Source organism: Halobacillus salinus, from assembly GCF_004684905.1.
In the GTDB taxonomy this organism is placed as follows: Bacteria; Bacillota; Bacilli; order Bacillales; family Halobacillaceae; genus Halobacillus; species Halobacillus salinus.
Genome location: NZ_SRJC01000001.1, coordinates 1,646,695 through 1,662,986 on the forward strand (window position 1 = coordinate 1,646,695; position 16,292 = coordinate 1,662,986).

The 16,292-nt window shown below is 42.0% G+C and carries 15 protein-coding genes and 1 pseudogene; 8 read left to right on the plus strand and 8 right to left on the minus strand.

Going from position 1 to position 16,292, the window contains the following annotated elements; translation table 11 throughout:
- The first annotated feature begins 44 nt into the window (after positions 1–44).
- The gene (locus E4663_RS08940; RefSeq protein ID WP_135327319.1) at positions 45–1,205 is read left to right on the plus strand and encodes an aminotransferase A; all 1,161 of its coding nucleotides are present in this window, start codon (positions 45–47) and stop codon (positions 1,203–1,205) included.
- 86 nt (positions 1,206–1,291) lie between these two features.
- On the opposite strand, the gene E4663_RS08945 is transcribed toward E4663_RS08940, so the two are convergent.
- Positions 1,292–1,456, minus strand: a complete 165-nt coding sequence (locus E4663_RS08945; RefSeq protein ID WP_241657136.1) for an aspartyl-phosphate phosphatase Spo0E family protein — start codon at positions 1,454–1,456, stop codon at positions 1,292–1,294.
- 276 nt (positions 1,457–1,732) lie between these two features.
- Here E4663_RS08945 and lepB point away from each other — a divergent pair, with 276 nt between their 5' ends.
- A complete protein-coding gene (gene lepB, locus E4663_RS08950; RefSeq protein WP_079480916.1) occupies positions 1,733–2,254 on the plus strand; it encodes a signal peptidase I in 522 nt (173 codons plus the stop codon).
- Between the two features lie 59 nt (positions 2,255–2,313).
- Here the strand turns inward: lepB and E4663_RS08955 are convergent, their stop codons facing one another.
- Positions 2,314–3,321: a serine hydrolase domain-containing protein gene (locus E4663_RS08955; RefSeq protein ID WP_135327320.1), complete on the minus strand. Its 1,008-nt coding sequence runs from the start codon at positions 3,319–3,321 to the stop codon at positions 2,314–2,316.
- Positions 3,322–3,774: 453 nt separating this feature from the next.
- Between E4663_RS08955 and E4663_RS08960 the strand changes: the two genes are divergently transcribed.
- The 4 genes from E4663_RS08960 to E4663_RS08975 are packed head-to-tail and all read left to right on the plus strand — an operon-like array spanning position 3,775 to position 7,781.
- Entirely contained in the window at positions 3,775–4,539 is a 765-nt protein-coding gene (locus E4663_RS08960) for a carotenoid biosynthesis protein (protein ID WP_135327321.1), read from the plus strand.
- Positions 4,526–5,209, plus strand: coding sequence for a lysophospholipid acyltransferase family protein (locus tag E4663_RS08965; protein ID WP_135327322.1), 684 nt, complete (start codon positions 4,526–4,528; stop codon positions 5,207–5,209). Before E4663_RS08960 ends, E4663_RS08965 begins: the two co-directional genes overlap by 14 nt.
- A complete protein-coding gene (locus E4663_RS08970) occupies positions 5,206–6,312 on the plus strand; it encodes a glycosyltransferase family 2 protein (protein ID WP_135327323.1) in 1,107 nt (368 codons plus the stop codon). Before E4663_RS08965 ends, E4663_RS08970 begins: the two co-directional genes overlap by 4 nt.
- On the plus strand, positions 6,309–7,781 hold the full coding sequence (locus tag E4663_RS08975) for a phytoene desaturase family protein (protein WP_135327324.1): 1,473 nt from the start codon (positions 6,309–6,311) through the stop codon (positions 7,779–7,781). Before E4663_RS08970 ends, E4663_RS08975 begins: the two co-directional genes overlap by 4 nt.
- A 19-nt stretch (positions 7,782–7,800) precedes the next feature.
- Here E4663_RS08975 and E4663_RS08980 read toward each other — a convergent pair whose 3' ends face one another.
- Genes E4663_RS08980 through E4663_RS08990 form a run of 3 tightly spaced genes read right to left on the minus strand, consistent with a single transcriptional unit; the run spans position 7,801 to position 11,602 of the window.
- Positions 7,801–8,637: a phytoene/squalene synthase family protein gene (locus E4663_RS08980; protein WP_135327325.1), complete on the minus strand. Its 837-nt coding sequence runs from the start codon at positions 8,635–8,637 to the stop codon at positions 7,801–7,803.
- The gene (locus E4663_RS08985; protein WP_135327326.1) at positions 8,637–10,121 is read right to left on the minus strand and encodes a phytoene desaturase family protein; all 1,485 of its coding nucleotides are present in this window, start codon (positions 10,119–10,121) and stop codon (positions 8,637–8,639) included. The genes E4663_RS08980 and E4663_RS08985 overlap by 1 nt, the downstream gene beginning before the upstream one ends.
- Positions 10,118–11,602, minus strand: a complete 1,485-nt coding sequence (locus E4663_RS08990) for a phytoene desaturase family protein (RefSeq protein ID WP_135327327.1) — start codon at positions 11,600–11,602, stop codon at positions 10,118–10,120. Before E4663_RS08990 ends, E4663_RS08985 begins: the two co-directional genes overlap by 4 nt.
- Positions 11,603–11,822: 220 nt before the next feature.
- Here E4663_RS08990 and E4663_RS08995 point away from each other — a divergent pair, with 220 nt between their 5' ends.
- Both E4663_RS08995 and E4663_RS20140 read left to right on the plus strand, forming a co-directional pair.
- On the plus strand, positions 11,823–12,020 hold the full coding sequence (locus E4663_RS08995; RefSeq protein WP_135327328.1) for a hypothetical protein: 198 nt from the start codon (positions 11,823–11,825) through the stop codon (positions 12,018–12,020).
- Positions 12,021–12,137: 117 nt separating this feature from the next.
- Positions 12,138–12,224, plus strand: a pseudogene (locus E4663_RS20140) (YjcZ family sporulation protein); the annotation flags it as partial.
- Between the two features lie 88 nt (positions 12,225–12,312).
- Here the strand turns inward: E4663_RS20140 and E4663_RS09005 are convergent.
- From E4663_RS09005 to E4663_RS09015, 3 genes are all read right to left on the minus strand, one after another.
- Entirely contained in the window at positions 12,313–14,265 is a 1,953-nt protein-coding gene (locus E4663_RS09005) for a sensor domain-containing protein (protein ID WP_135327329.1), read from the minus strand.
- A gap of 18 nt (positions 14,266–14,283) precedes the next feature.
- The gene (locus E4663_RS09010) at positions 14,284–15,642 is read right to left on the minus strand and encodes a TrkH family potassium uptake protein (protein WP_079480487.1); all 1,359 of its coding nucleotides are present in this window, start codon (positions 15,640–15,642) and stop codon (positions 14,284–14,286) included.
- A 119-nt stretch (positions 15,643–15,761) separates the two neighbouring features.
- On the minus strand, positions 15,762–16,187 hold the full coding sequence (locus E4663_RS09015; protein WP_135327330.1) for a YwpF-like family protein: 426 nt from the start codon (positions 16,185–16,187) through the stop codon (positions 15,762–15,764).
- Between the last annotated feature and the right edge of the window lie 105 nt (positions 16,188–16,292).

Genomic DNA, 16,292 nt, shown 5'->3' on the forward strand with positions numbered 1-16,292 from the left:
TGTTTGAACATTTTGTTAAGATTCATTTACTTGGAGGTTACACTATGCATTCACGAATCAATCCACGTCTTTCTACTATCGAAATATCAGGAATTCGAAAATTCTTTAACATGGTTAGCGACTATGACGATGTTGTTTCATTAACGATCGGCCAACCGGATTTCCCTACTCCCTCATCCATTAAACAGGCCGGAATTGATGCGATCCATAATAACCAGACGAGCTATACTCATAATGCAGGGATCATCGAATTACGAAGAGCAATCTCTGCACATGTTTCCACCTTATATCAACTTGATTATGAACCAGTCGAAGAGATCATCGTAACCGTCGGGGCTTCACAAGCAATTGACATTACGCTACGGACCATACTAGAAACTGGCGATGAAGTCCTTCTGCCAGGTCCAGTTTACCCTGGGTATGAGCCTCTGATTAAGTTATCTGGTGGAGTCCCGGTTCATATTGATACTCGAGATAATGGATTTAAATTAACGGCAGACCTTATCAGAGAAAACGTGACACCTGAAACAAAAGCCATCATCCTGCCGTACCCTTCTAACCCAACCGGTGTTTCTTTGACGGAGAAGGAACTTAGGGACATTGCGGACCTGGTAAAAGAAAGGGAACTATTCATCATTGCCGATGAAATTTACGGAGAACTGGTATTTGAACAAGAACACACCTCTATCGCAAAGTTCAAAGAAATAAAGGATCATGTAGTCGTCATTAATGGCGTATCAAAATCCCAAGCTATGACAGGATGGCGAATTGGCTATACGCTTGCTCCTGCCTGGTTATCCCGACACCTGTTGAAAGTTCATCAATATAATGTTTCCTGTGCCTCGAGCATTAGTCAGCATGCCGCACTAGAAGCATTGCAGAACGGCAGAATCTATACCGAAGAAATGAAAGCTGCTTACCAAAAAAGAAGAGACTATGTTCTCAATAGATTGAATAAAATGGGGTTAGATTACTCTGCACCTGATGGAGCTTTCTATGTATTTCCGTCTTTAGCTCTTCAGGGCGAGACGACATTCAACTTGGCAGTAAGAATGGTGAAGGAGGCAGGTGTTGCGCTCGTTCCAGGGGATGCATTCTCGGAGTATGGAGAGGGGTATATGAGACTTTCCTACGCTTACAGTTTAGAAACTCTTGAAAAAGGGTTGGACCGTTTAGATAACTTCCTGTTAAACAATAGAATATAACTTTTCTTTTTGACGATATTCCTTACTGCATCCAAGCTTAAAAGAAAACAAACGCCTTGGATAAATTGCACTCCTAAGGCGTCTGTTTATACTTGATGTTCCATCTGCATTTTATTTAATAATAGATCCAGTTCTTGACTCACCTCGACCGATTCTTGACTTGCAAAGCCTTGGTTCGATGCGATTTCAATCATCTTCTTTCGTAGTCTTTCCACTTCGTCATCAAGTGGTAGTTCATACTTCATGTTCATCTGAGCGCCCCCTGATGTTTAGTCTGACTTAAGCATAACACAGGATGAAATTAACAGGAAAGAATGTTTGTTCCCCTATTCCTTATTCGCACCGAATTATCTCAAAGAATGGGATTCCTGTAAATACCTTTGACAAAGCTAGTGACCTGTCGACATATTACACTTTTGTAAACCCTCATTTAGACCGCTTTTCATTTAGTTCTGATGTGATAAAATATAAAGGAGATTGAACGACCAAGCATGTATCCTGTGTTCATCAAGAAAGGAAGATCTGCATTGTCAGAGCAATCAAAGAATGAGTGGCTGGAATGGTTGAAAGCTATTGCCATCGCCATAACATTAGCCTTTATATTAAGAACTTTTTTCTTTGCGACATCCATTGTAGAAGGAGCTAGCATGGACCCTACGCTCGAAAACGGGGAACGTGTAATGTTCAATAAAATCATCTATTATATCGACGAACCTGAACGAGGGGACATCGTGATCATCGAACGTCCTGTCAAAAGTTATGTAAAACGTATAATCGGCCAGCCAGGGGACACGGTTGAGATAAGAAATCATACTCTATATATTAACGGTGAAGAGCAAAAACAAAACTATCTTAACGATAGCGCAATTAACGGCACTAGAGATTATGGTCCCGTTCAAGTACCTGATGGAAAATATTTCGTGATGGGTGACAATCGTGCTATCAGCAAAGATAGCCGGAACGGACTCGGTTTTATCGACGAAGAGGAGATTATCGGACGAACTGAATTAGTGATCTATCCCTTCAATGAATGGGGATTAACCAAGTAGAACAAAGAAACCTCATGCTTTCTAAGCATGAGGTTTCTTTCATGTTTTATTAATATGGTCTAGCCTTGTTCTAGTGCTAAAACAAAACTAAACGGAAATTCACTGTAATTACTGCAAATAGTTAACGTTGTTTTAGAATCCATATAGTAGGCGGAGTGAAAACTAACCCCCGGGTCATACCCCATAACATAACATTTAAGCCACTCATCCTCTTGCTTTTTCAACCAAACCCCGTATCCATAATAAATATCTTCCGTAACCTTTTGATAAGGAGTCAAAAGTGCATTCGTCGTATCCGGATTCAATAGTTTGTGGTGGATCAACGCATCCCAAAAGCATTCCATATCTTTCACTGTCACGTAAGCTCCACCATCCGGCCCCCCTATGATCGGGAGAGCGTAACTGTTCGTTCTCTTGCCACTTTCATCGTCTATATACCCTAAAGCTGTTTGCTCAGGTAATCGGTCCATTGAAAAATAACCCGACGCCCCCATGCCAGCTACATCAAATACATGTTCTTGAACATAATCCCTAAACGACTGACCCGATACTTCCTCAACGACTAATCCAAGCAAGATAAAAGCTCCATTATTATAATGGAAGGCCTCGCCTGGAGTATGCTTCATCGCTTCATGTTGGAACAGTGGCAGAAAATCAACCGGGTTTTTCATTTGATAAGTCGGGCGTTCCCTCCACAATTCCTCATAATTGTCCATCTCGTCCTCGTCGAAGTAGTCTGGTATTCCTGAGGTATGAGTTAGCAGATGATGCAAAGTGATATCATCATTCCATAGTGGAAATGATCGAGGCAAACATTGGTTAATAGTTGTATCAAAAGTCAACTTACCTTGGTCTACTAGTTGACAGATTGCTACAGCTGTGAATATCTTGCACCCTGAAGCAATTTGAAACCTCGTGTCGAGCAGATTGGGTAACCCTTCTGCCTCATTCCGATACCCTCGTATTTTCTCCATTAACGAATAACCTTGACTTGATAAAGAAAGTACTCCTGAGAAATCTTCTTCATTAAGTTTTCTTTTCAAAGATTCCGTTTTTAAATTTCCCATTAATCATCCCTCCTGATTGTTTGAATAGCCCACACATCAGGATTTCATCATGGTAATCACCTGCTCTTATGTACTCGAGACTTAAATTATACTGAAAATTCTAACATCACTAAGCAAAATAAAAGGAAACAGAAGGACCTGTTCCCCGGTTAAGTATGGTTTACCCTTTATCAAAGATATTCATCGCAGTTAAACCAACACCTATGATTACACACACAAACCACATTACTAATTCCATGGTGTCACCCCCCTCATCTCTTATAGTTTATCAAAAAACACAGAAAAAATCGTCTCCATTAATAGAAGTTCCCTGTTGCTCATAAAAAATAACTCAAATACATCGCAGATTACGTTTAATGACCTGATAACCGAGGTATCATGGAATAGAACATAAGCGTTCTACATATACACTTGGGGCTCGCTTCGATAAAATATAGATAAGGAGGTCCCCCAATGAATCTCATCTATCGTTTTTTTATTTTTTGGTACATATGCGGTGTATTCCTGCTCACTTTTGACCTGATTCCACCTTGGTTAGAATGGGCAAATAGCGTATTCCTTATCGCAGCAGGTATTGTGAGTGGCCTGTACTTCATTTCTTTGTACGGGCGTCGTTTTGGTATTCTCTACAGTCTTTGGATTATTGTCGCTAGTATCTGGATTGAGCATCTGGGTGTGGAGTATGACTTTTTATTCGGAGCTTATCAATACACGGATAACTTTGGATTGAAACTCTTCAACACACCAATCACTATCGGATTTGCCTGGCTTCTTATTATGGGCTGCTCACATGAATTAGCAAGAGTCATCACAAGGCTTTCGAATACTATAGTATCCAAAATCATGTTCATCATTATCGGGGGTTTATTAGCTGTGACGATGGATTTAATCCTGGATCCTGTTTCTTTCAAAGTAAAGGAATATTGGTTATGGGAAGAACCAGGGTTGTACTATGACATCCCTTTCTCTAACTTCGTTGGCTGGATGGTTGTAGCATCAGCTTTGCATTTATCATTCGTTCTCGTTTCCCCTACCAAACATACACAGGTTGAACTTTGGGAGAATAGGCTGGCACTCGTTTATGGACTCATCATTGTGATGTTCTGCATCATTGCTGTCTCAGGAGGTCTATGGCTAGCCTCTGCACTCGTGATTGTTCTCAGTGTACTTTGGTATTCACTTTACTTTTTAAGGAGAACCCGCCATGAAGAGAGCTGAGAAAAACAAGTTAATAGAATGGGGTTTTACGCGCTTTAATCGTTTTTTTCTCCGTTATCATTTTGAACAAATTCACCTATGGAAAGACTCGAAGGAGATTCCTAACAAACGGACATTATTTCTTATCAACCATTCGACGTGGTGGGATCCGCTTCTCATCTTTTATTTGAACGACCAAATTGTGCAATCGGAAGGATACGCTATGATGAGCGAGAAAGGCATGAAGAAACACCCATTCTTCCAGAAGGTGGGTGGCTATTCCATCAATGCTGAGCTCCGGCGGGATATGATCGAATCGCTTCAGTACTCCATTCAATTACTTAATGAAGACAAGACTGTTTGGATATTTCCTCAAGGACAGGAGGAACATCTAGAGAAACGCCCTCTTGAATTTTTTTCTGGCACTGCCTACATAGCAGAGCATAGTGAAGACGTGAATGTTGTTCCGATCAGCCTATATTATAGTCTTGAGCATTCCCGTAGACCGAACGTCTATGTAAGAATAGGCGAACCAGTAAAGAACAGCTCCTTCTCTTCGCTTAACCGAAAAGAACTATCCAATCTGTTGGAGGACCTAGCGACGAAGCAACTGGATGAACTGCGTGAAGCTGTCATTCAAGAACGGCACAATTTATTTGATCAACAATTTCGGAGGTGGAAGGAACAATGATTTTTTACTCCCTATTGATTCTTACCATCCTGCTTAACATTTGGACCATTATCAATGGAATATTTCTCTACCCTCTAAAACACAATATGACCCTTTCATCGACTCCCAAGGTATCTTTGCTCATTCCATTAAGGAATGAGGAGGAGAACGTGAAGGGTCTGATTGCTTCCTTGAAGCGATTAACTTATGACAATTTGGAGATTCTGCTGTTAGACGATCACTCTGAAGATGATACGTATAGATTACTCGATCAGGAAATAAGTGATGACCCAAGGTTCAGAATCATTAGCGGCCGCCCCCTTCCTTCTGGCTGGAACGGTAAGGTACATGCTTGTCATCAACTCTCTGAGGAAGCGAACGGAGCGTACTTGCTATTTTTGGACGCGGACGCGAGAGTCGCTCCCCATGTTATAGAGAGCACGGTTGCTACGATGAAGAAATTCGATGCTTCAATGCTAAGTGGATTTCCACACTATCCGAATGATCATTTTCTAAGTCACATGCTCGTACCTCTCCAACACATGGTTGTCCAACTGCACCTCCCGTTAATGATTGCCAACCATACTACTCGCCCAGCTTTTACTGCTGCCTGTGGTATCTTTATTTGTATAGAAAAGTCAGCCTATATCAAAATTGGTGGACACGAATCCGTCAAGGACTCTTTGGTGGAAGATGTTCATATTGCAAGAGAAGTAAAGAAGCACGGACTTCGTATGATTCTTGTTAATATTACGCCGTCGGTTCTGTCTTATATGTACAGTTCTTCAAAAGAGACGTGGAATGGTTTTAAGAAGAACATCTATTCAGGATTAGGGCGTTCCGTGTGGATGGTGCTCTTCCTTTCTATCTTCTATACGGTTCTGTTTCTACTCCCGACAGCTTATATTTTCTTTGCCATAACTGAAGGAAGTATGCTTTATTTACTCCCTTACCTGTTAACTGTAACTTTTAAAATGTATGTAGACAGTCGTACGGGGCATCCGCTTTGGCTTTCCTTCTTTTTACCCGTATCTGTCATGATCATGATCACATTAATGGTAGTATCCATGTTTGTACACCTCAAAGGAGATACTTATCAATGGAAAGGACGGTCTTATGAATGAAAGTAGCGATTGTCGGTGGGGGGCTCGGTGGTTTATCTGCCGCGGTCACCCTTGCTAAACACGGGTTGGAAGTAGATGTTTATGAGAAGAATCATCACTTTGGCGGAAAAATGATGGCCGTTGATGAACAGGGTTACCACTTCGATTTCGGACCTAATACGATGACAATGCCGGAAGTGTTTTGTGACGTAGTCCGTCAAGGAGGTCTTATCCCGGAAGAAGAATTGGAATTCATCCAACTAGAAAGACACACTCGCAACCAATTTCCTGATGGGACAGTATTTGATCTCTCCTCCAATCCAGCGGATATGAAAGAACAGCTCGAAGCCATGGACCAAAAAGGAGCTGCACGTTACGATCGTTTCTTGGATGAAGTGGAGCGATTATATGACTTGTCTAAGCAGCACTTCCTTCATCGAACCTTTTCAAGCTGGTCCGATTATCTCTCACCAGGACTGGCAAAAGCGTTAGCACAAGTAAGGCCCTGGCAATCAATGGATCGCTTCTTCCATTCTTACTTTTCAAATCCTAAGATTATTCAATCATTGAATCGTTACTCAACATATGTAGGCTCAAGCCCTTTTACTACTCCTGCTACCTTCGCGATGATTGCTCATTTGGAGTTGAATGATGGCGTCTATTATGTTCGAGGAGGTAACACGAATATTGCCAAAAGCTTTGTAAAGGCAGCTCGTCGTCAGGGGGCACGTTTACATAACAATCAACCCGTGCGGAAGGTACTGACTGAGGGAAACACCGCTGTCGGTATAGAGCTAGAGTCAGGTGAACAAGTCGAGGCAGATTACGTATTGATAAATGGGGATCTGTTGGAAGCTGTCCCGAAGCTCTTGGGTCAAGATGCGAGCCCATCGCTTTCAAAACAAAAGCTTAAAAAGATTGACCCTTCCATCTCAGCTTTTGTCATTATGGCAGGACTGGACACAAAACTTGATCAACTGCATCACCACCATGTGCTGTTTTCGAATGATTACAAAAAAGAATTCAATCAACTTCAAAAAGGTAGATATGCTGATGATCCTACCATCTATTTATGTACATCTTCCAAGTCAGATCCGAGTGTATCGCCAGAAGGAGACAACACATTCCTTCTTGTAAATGCACCAGCACTTGAAGAAAGGAATACTCAAGACGATCAAGCCTATAAACAGTTGATCTATAATAAATTGAAACGAAATGGTATTCCGCTTGAATCGCACGTGAAATACGAGAAAGTCATAACCCCCAAACAAATCGCGGACATGTTCGGTGCTTATAAAGGGTCTTTATACGGTCCCTCTTCCAACCGGAAGCTGCAGGCATTTATGAGACCATTTAATAAATCGAAGGACGTCGATAACCTCTTTTTCTGTGGTGGAAGCACACACCCTGGTGGAGGGTCACCGATGGTCGTTTTAAGCGGGCAGAACGTAGCGAATGAAATGATTGGAAAACTCGTAAATATCGAGTGATACTACAAAAAGAAGCAGATTACTGCATCTCAGCAATAATCTGCTTCTTCTGTTGATCGCTCACATAATTCCGCTCACTGAATACTTGATAGTCATTATTTCTTATCGATTGAATGATAGCACGATACATTCGAGCAGCTCCTCCGACTGGAGCCTGTGAGTAAAGTGGATAGTATGAAATCGTCTTTAGCGCATTAGCATAATACGCTTCGGCGTCCGTAGCCAGATCCTCCCACAATTGAACAAAAGCCGGACTCAACCTGCGATTTTTCAAATCATCCATTGTGTAGGCGTGCTTATCCAATAATTCAGTAGGTACATATATACGGCCTCGTTCGAGGTCTTCTCCTATATCCCTCAGAATATTGGTGATTTGCATCGCGTAGCCAAGTTCAACAGCACCTTGGCGAAGCATCGGCGTTTTACCAGGTGCGAGGACTGGCAGTAACATAAGTCCGACCGTACTCGCAACATGATAGCAATATCTAAGTAAATCGTCTTTTGTCTCAATCGGCTCCGGGTAAAGATCCATTCTCTGCCCTTCAATCATGTCATAGAAAGGTTTGGCATCCATAGAAAACTTCTCGAAAACGTCCTCTAAGGCAATCCAAGCAGGATGTTCCGACATCAACTTGCCTTCCATGAACAATTCAAACTCCTCAGCAAATTGCTCCAGCTCCTCTTTAGGGCTCGTCCCTTCATCGACAATGTCGTCAACCCTTCGACAAAAAGCGTAAATCGCCCATACAGCATACTTCTGCTGTTTTGGAAGCAACGAGAATGCTTTGGAGAATGTTTTGGAATGTTCTTCGATGATCTTTCTACAATAATGGTAAGCTTGGTTCAAATCCGTCATCACTTAACACCTCGCTTGTAATTATGCCTTTCTGAGGACCCAAATTGCAAATGATTTGCCAATAGTTTGGCACCTTGCATAACGATGGGCACCCCGCCACCAGGGTGGACGGAAGCTCCAACAGCATAAAGGTGTTCAATTGGATAAGGTTTCATTTGTGGACGGAAAACACCCGACTGAAACAGTGTAGGGGCTATCCCGAAACTTCCACCAGCATATAAGCCTTCCTTTTGTGCTTCTTCTGGAGTACGGATCTTCATCCAGTTAATCTGATCTTTCAATCCTGGAAAACCTCTTGACTCCATTTGGTTGATTACATACTGTATCAATTCTTCTTTCTTACTCCAATCCACATTGGGACCCACGGGAACCGGAATGAGCGTATATAATACCCCTTTTCCTGGTGGAGCAAGTGAATCATCCACCATAGAAGGGTGGAATGTATAAAAAGAAGGGTCATCCGGTAACTCCTTCGTTTCGAATACTTGCCGCATGTGGCGGTCGAAGTCTGAAGAAAGGAAGAACTGATGAATCGATGAATGCTCATAATTCTTATCTAGCCCCATATAGATAAGGAGGCATCCTGATGAAGGTGTGTATTTTCGATTCAGTCGATACTCTTCAGGTACGAGACGGTCCATCAATGGGAAATCTCCATTTAAAATAACATCATCCGCTTGGTACGTCTTGCCATTCACGACAATGCCCTTTGCTTGGTGATTTTGAATGTCTAAATTTTCAACAGGAGCATTCGTCATGAAATGAACTCCTCGCTCCTCTAACTCCTCAACAATCAATTCCACCAGGTGTGCATAGCCACCTTTCAAGTACCAAATCCCATGCTCATGTTCACTGTAGGAAACAAGTGAATACATAGCCGGGGATTGTTGGGGATGGCCGCCGATATAGAGTGTTTGTAATGAATATGCTTCTACTAGACGTTCATCAGAAAAGTAACGTCTCATCATCCGACGGACATTCTGATATGCTCGTAAGCGAATCAGAGTGCGAAGGTTCTTACCAGAGAAAAAGGTTCTCTTTTCTACGAAAGATTGTTCCAAGAATTGGCTTCTACCTTGAAGAAAGCGAATCTTCATATCGCTTAAAAACCGGTCGAACCCTTTCTCCTGACCCGGGAACTTATCAGCAAGTTCCTCCTTCTGCTGAACAGGATCGGAATATTTGGTATAAGTAGATCCATCACTGAAATTCACATCATATAAAGGGTTGCAAGGCAGAAGAGGGAACCTCGATTTCTCCATTCCACCCTCTTCTAGAATATTGAGAAGCATATCGGGAAGCAATACGATGGTAGGACCTTGATCAATTTTGTATTCCCCATGCCTTTCATACGTCAGTCGTCCACCAAGATGTTTTTCCTTCTCCACAATAGTCACATTTCGATCTGGTTCATTGGATAACAGCAGGGCTGTAACCAACCCACCTATACCCCCGCCAACAATTATCGTTTCCTTTTGTTTCATGTAGGTTGCACCTCTTCCTCTCTAATCCAACCTGTCGTAATCCTAGCTGACTCTAAAATTGTCGGAAGTCCACTTCCAGGGTGCGTCCCCCCGCCTACTAACCAACAGTGCTCCAGCTCTTGAAATCTATTGTGCGGCCTGAAGTACATCATTTGTGACAACTGGTGCCCTAAGGAGAAGGTAGCTCCTTTATGGACAAAATGATCTTGTTCCCATTGCTTAGGAGTCAAAACCTTCTCAGCTACAATATGTTCCCGAATATCGGAGAATCCTGTTTTCTTCTCTAATTCTTCGTAGACCAACTGTTTAAACACTTCCTCTTTCTCATCCCAATCAATTTCTGAATAGTTATTCGGAACAGGAGCAAGGATATAAACGGCCGAGTGTCCTTCAGGTGCAAGAGTATCATCTGTTACACTTGCATTATGGATATAGATGGATGGCTCCTCTGACAGCACAAGATCCTTTGTCATTTCATTCACGTTTTTTTGGTAATCTTCTGCGAAGAGAATCGTATGGTGTGGCATATCGTACAACTTATCCAAACCAACATAGATCATGAATGTAGAACAAGAATATTTCTTTTTAGCCAATTTATCCGACTTGAACTTTTTCAAGTCCTTGTCCTCTACCAAATGATTCATCGCATGGGCAAAGTCAGCATTGACAATGAACTCATCCGCTGTCACCTTTTCCCCCGATTCCAATTCTAAGCCCGTGATTTTCTTCCCGTCTAAAACAAAATTACGGACTCCTTGACCTAGATATATTTGTCCACCATGCTCTTCCGTTACTCTCGCCATTGCTTTAGACAACTGGTTGACCCCACCTTTGGGGTGGAAGACACCATGAGCATGTTCCATATAAGAGAGAATGGAAAATGCGCCGGGACACTCCCACGGAGACATCCCTAGATATTTCGCCTGGAATGTGAAGGCGATTTTTAATTTTTCATCATTAAAGTATTCTGACAATACGTCGTAAACTGATTTACCTAGCGATAATTTCGGCAGGGCTTTTAAAGTTCGTTTACTTACATAATCCCTTAAACGATGGTGCCTTGTCTGCAATAAAGGAGTTAAGGCATCCATTTTCTCTTTCGTTTCTTTCATGAAGCGTTGATAACCGACTTCATTGCCGGGGAAATACTCTCTGATGACACGAAGCATCTTTCTTCTGTCCCGATACATCGGAACACGCTTCCCGTCGAACTGCAGTTCATACATGGGAGAAAGCTCAATGAGATCCATATAATCATGGACATTTCGATCCGCTGATTGAAATATCTCTTCCATGATATGGGGCATACTAAGGAATGTCGGACCGATATCGAACGTATAATCCCCCAACGAGAAGTGCCCGTTCCTACCACCAACATAGTGCTGTTTCTCATATACATGAACATCATATCCCTTTGAAGCTAAAATCATAGATGCAGCCAATCCACCGGGACCAGCACCCACTACTGCAATCTTCTTCATCCTATTCACCTTCCTCACGACAACTTACAAACATTATAACGAACCCTTTATGTAAAGTACGGCAATATGCCCACCTCAATGTGCTCACTTTCGTCCACTAATTTATAGAAGTCATTGTCCTAATCCTTACCCCTTTTTACACTTTTATAACCACCAGGAGTATAATTCGCCTCATAATCATTTAAAAACCGTTCATACTAGTGATAAGGAGGACGGAATCATGAGAGCTAAACAGCGAGTACACGGGCCTTATTACCCTTCCCATGCCTTGGTTTCAAACCCAACAGAACAGAAGAGTCAATTAAACCACTGGTGTGAGGAGATTGATCATTGCAGTGAACATCAATCAGAAACCCCAGCTAGTTCTGATACAAGAAGTCAAATAATGAAAGCAGCACCGACTTCCTATACGAACTAGGTAAGTGTCTATACGCCAGAGCCCCTTCTTGCATACGCTGAGTATGTAAACAACAGGAGGTGAGCTTTTATGTACGGAGGATGCTACCCTTATGGTGGACGTCGTTGTCAAAGAGTCGGTGGGTACGGAACTGGAAATGGCTTCGCATTAATCGTTGTCTTGTTCATTCTGTTGATTATTGTCGGAGCGGCATTTTACTGCTAAAACCACCCCTTGAATAAATAATAAAAACGAAAAAGGCGGAATCACAAAAAAGTGATTCCGCCTTTTTTCTTGTTGCAAAAGAACCCTGTTAATGAAGGTGATCCCTCGTGAAAATAGATGACAACTCTTCCGGGGGAAGTGGTCTGCTGTAGTAGTAACCTTGCATTTCATCGCAGCGCTCTGCTTTTAGAAAGGCTAATTGCTCTGCTGTCTCTACTCCTTCGGCAATAACCTTCATGTTCAAGGAATGGGACATATGAATGATCGACTTAACGATTGCTTGGTTCTGCTCTTGGTTCTCATTAATAAATGCTTTATCAATTTTCAGTTTACTTACAGGGAAACGACTCAAATATTTCAATGAAGAGTATCCTGTTCCAAAATCATCGATCGATACATGAACACCGAGGTTTCTCAAGTCATTTAAGGTTTTTATGATGTACTCCTCATTCGACATTGCCATGCTTTCTGTAATCTCAAGTTCGAGGTAGTGTGGATCAAGACCTGTTTCCTTCAAGACCCTCTTAACTCGTTGAACAATATCTTTCTGATGGAACTGCAGCGCAGATAAATTCACTCCGACAATTACTGGAGGGTGCCCTTGGTCCTGCCATTGTTTATTTTGAATACAAGCTTCACGCATCACCCACTCACCAATCTCCACGATAAGACCGTTCTTTTCCGCAATCGGTATGAACTCGGACGGCGAAACCACACCTCTCGTGGGGTGATGCCAACGGATGAGCGCTTCCATCCCTACTACTTTACCCGTTAGGATACTTTTTTGAGGTTGGTAATGTACTTGAAGCTCATCTCTTTCTATAGCTTTTCTTAAATTCGTTTCAATGGATAACATGTTTTCAAATTTCTCGGTCATGGACGTATCATAGCTCATAAATGAATTCCGCTGCGTTTCTTTTACCGTGTACATGGCACTATCAGCTTTCTTTATTAGCTCATCTACAGTAGTTCCTTGGAAAGGATAATAGCTTAGCCCCACACTTATTGTAGTAAATAGATCATATCCATCAATGGTGACTGGCTGCTTGAAAGTATCAATCATGGACTGTGCATGGCTTTCCGCTTCTTCCATTGAATTTATGTACCGTTGCAACACAAGAAATTCATCGCCACCCAGACGCGCTACAAACGTAGTAGAACCGTTTGTCTTCTTTAATCTAGAAGCGCAGGCTTGAAGCAGCTTATCTCCAAACGTATAGCCAAGTGTATCATTGATCTGTTTGAAATAATCGATATCAATGAAGTGGACGGCAAACTTCTCTCCGTTCCCGTGAGCTTCTTGAATAGCTTGACTTAGTATTTCGTTAAAGTATAAGCGATTAGGAAGATCCGTCATCTCATCGAAATAGGACATAAACTCTATTTTCTTTTCATTATGTACGCGTTCTGTCACATCACGGACGATGGCTACTCTCACCAGATCATTCTGGGCGTATCGATGAGCCACCACCTCGACAAACACAGCATTTCCATTCTTCCCCATTCCTTTTATAGGTGGGCTTTCTTCATCGTTCATCGAGAGGTTTGTCACCCTTTGATGATGTTTACGATCAACCAACTGATAAACCTCGGTTCCCCTTAAGTCCTCCGGTTCGTGACCGAACAGATGAGCAAACGTGCTATCACAATCAACGATAACTCCATCCTCATGGATGACCACACCCTCCGATCGAACCTGATCCCATTCTTTAAGTATCTTCCTATGCTCTTCAGGAATCGAGACGGGTACAATGATAATGGCGTATAAAGCCTCGTCCTCCAACTTCAATGACTTTAGGTGGAACGTTCCCTTCAACTTCTTATTCAGATGCAATACCTGATGACTTTCTTTGCCGTGTCTCCATTTCTCCCTTGGAAAAAATATGTCCACTGAACTCCCTTCGACTTCCCCCATAAGTTGGACAGCCGAAGGATTACAGCGGACAATAAGATGCTCTTCATTTACGAAAATAAGTGGGTCATTTAAATGCTTGTATAACCACTCGTGAATCGGAAGTTCTTTCTCACTTGTATACGACATGACGCATCCCCCTAAAGACTAACCGATAATTATTCTCTCTTTTGGATAATGGTACTTTCCTGAAGTACGGTCTTTCTGGAAAGAAAATAAGAACGTTAAAATCCCAATTCGCCCGAGGAACATTAACAGCATTAACACACATTTTCCAAAAACGGAAAGTCCAGGTGTAATGCCAAGAGACAGGCCAACTGTCCCAAAGGCAGACGTAACTTCAAATATAATCTCGTTCAAATTGAAAGGCTCCGTTATGGAGAGGGCGACGATTGCCGTAAAAACGGTGATAAGGGCCATCAATGTTACAACAACAGCCCGGTTCAAATCCTCGTTGTGAACCTCTCTTCTGAAAATTCGTATCCTCGATCCACCTCTAGCGAAAGTGAGGATGAAGATTATGACAAGCGCGAAAGTTGTTGTTCGTATCCCGCCTCCGACACTACTTGGAGATGCACCGATAAACATCAAAGATGACATGAAAAGTTGCGTTTGCTCTTGGAATTGGTTGATATCCATAGTGGACAAACCACCACTTCTTGTCGTTACGGACTGGAACAAAGCATAAAAGAAAATTTCGTGCCAGGATTTTCCTGAAAAGAAATAGTTAAACTCCAAAGCAATGATCATAATCGCTCCGAATCCTACTAACACGAAGAAAGTAAAACTTGTCAACTTCGCAAATAAAGAAAAGCGAATCGTTTTCACTCGATCATTATGAAACAAATATTGCTTGACTTCGATCAATACCGGGAACCCAATAGCCCCAGCAATGATTAGAATCATATTGATGAACTGTACGAAATAGTCATCACTGAAAGGAATCAGAGATTGACCTGTAATATCAAAGCCACCGTTCGTCATTGCACTGATTGTACCGAAGAATCCTTGTAAGTAAGCTTCACCGGGATCATAATACTGAAGGAAATATGTCCCGAGCGTCAAAAAGCCTAGAAGCTCTATCAGTAAAACAACAAGAACGATTTGCTGAACCATACTTACCATGCCCTGGAAAGAATTTCGGTTTTGGTCTGTCATAATGAGACGACGTTCTTTCAAACCGATTTTCTTCCCTAACATGAGCCAAATCAAAGTTCCTAAGGTCATAACTCCAATTCCACCAAACTGCAGGACAAGTGCAAGGATAAATATTCCTGTTGTACTAAATGTCTCGGCTGTAGGGACGGTAGTTAAACCTGTTACACTAACCGCACTTACTGCTGTAAATAACACGTCTATGAAACTCAGGTTGACCCCCGGCTGGTGAGCCACGGGCAGAGCAATGAGAATGGAAGAAACGGTGACAGCAAATAAATAGTAAATCGCAATTAATTGAAATGGCGATAATCCATTAAGCCAGCGAAGGCTTTTCCTTCTCACCCACATGCTAGTACTCCTTTAATGTATCGTTTTTTTCTGTGACTATATGCCTTGTTTATTATATCAGGATGGAAGAGTAATTTCTCCGTTTACACGAAATTTGTCATTGTATGTAGGGAGGGAAATCACGCTTTCGCTTGATGTCCCCTGCGTTTGAATTCTTCTAATAGTTCTTCACCTTGAAAGCCCTCATCCATTAAAGACTTAAGGACTCCCTCTACTTGTTCTAACTGTCGATCAATCATCGTTCCTATGAAAATTACGTTCATGGAATCGCCGATAGTGTTCGTATCAATGACTTTCACGAAAAATGTAGCAGGTTGGTTGCTTTGTTTCGTTATTTTCACTTGGATGATCAGCTCTTCTTCACTTTCGACCATCGATTGAAAGAAATCCTTATAACTATCATCAACATAAGCCTCAATCGTCCAACGTCCGTGGTCATCTTCTCGATTAATGATCAAACCATCCTGAAGCTTGATTCTACGCTGAGTGATGTCGTCATTTTTCTCTTCTACAATGTCTAAAGAAACTAATTTAAAGGTTTTCACTTTATATGACCTCCAAGGGCTCATAGTCTTATTATTTATTATAGAGGACGCTCCTTTATTGAGCAAAGAAAGTTCCGCGAAAAAAATGTCCCTGGGGCCATAAAC

What these genes read in the sequence shown, in the direction of transcription:
- E4663_RS09005 (WP_135327329.1), bottom strand. Translation starts at nt 14,265, where the DNA reads ATGTCGTATACAAGTGAGAAAGAACTTCCGATTCACGAGTGGTTATAC.
- E4663_RS08970 (WP_135327323.1), top strand. Translation starts at nt 5,206, where the DNA reads ATGATTTTTTACTCCCTATTGATTCTTACCATCCTGCTTAACATTTGG.
- E4663_RS08995 (WP_135327328.1), top strand. Translation starts at nt 11,823, where the DNA reads ATGAGAGCTAAACAGCGAGTACACGGGCCTTATTACCCTTCCCATGCC.
- E4663_RS09010 (WP_079480487.1), bottom strand. Translation starts at nt 15,642, where the DNA reads ATGTGGGTGAGAAGGAAAAGCCTTCGCTGGCTTAATGGATTATCGCCA.
- E4663_RS08960 (WP_135327321.1), top strand. Translation starts at nt 3,775, where the DNA reads ATGAATCTCATCTATCGTTTTTTTATTTTTTGGTACATATGCGGTGTA.
- E4663_RS08945 (WP_241657136.1), bottom strand. Translation starts at nt 1,456, where the DNA reads ATGAACATGAAGTATGAACTACCACTTGATGACGAAGTGGAAAGACTA.
- E4663_RS08965 (WP_135327322.1), top strand. Translation starts at nt 4,526, where the DNA reads ATGAAGAGAGCTGAGAAAAACAAGTTAATAGAATGGGGTTTTACGCGC.
- E4663_RS08990 (WP_135327327.1), bottom strand. Translation starts at nt 11,602, where the DNA reads ATGAAGAAGATTGCAGTAGTGGGTGCTGGTCCCGGTGGATTGGCTGCA.
- E4663_RS08955 (WP_135327320.1), bottom strand. Translation starts at nt 3,321, where the DNA reads ATGGGAAATTTAAAAACGGAATCTTTGAAAAGAAAACTTAATGAAGAA.
- E4663_RS08975 (WP_135327324.1), top strand. Translation starts at nt 6,309, where the DNA reads ATGAAAGTAGCGATTGTCGGTGGGGGGCTCGGTGGTTTATCTGCCGCG.
- E4663_RS08980 (WP_135327325.1), bottom strand. Translation starts at nt 8,637, where the DNA reads ATGACGGATTTGAACCAAGCTTACCATTATTGTAGAAAGATCATCGAA.
- E4663_RS08985 (WP_135327326.1), bottom strand. Translation starts at nt 10,121, where the DNA reads ATGAAACAAAAGGAAACGATAATTGTTGGCGGGGGTATAGGTGGGTTG.
- E4663_RS08940 (WP_135327319.1), top strand. Translation starts at nt 45, where the DNA reads ATGCATTCACGAATCAATCCACGTCTTTCTACTATCGAAATATCAGGA.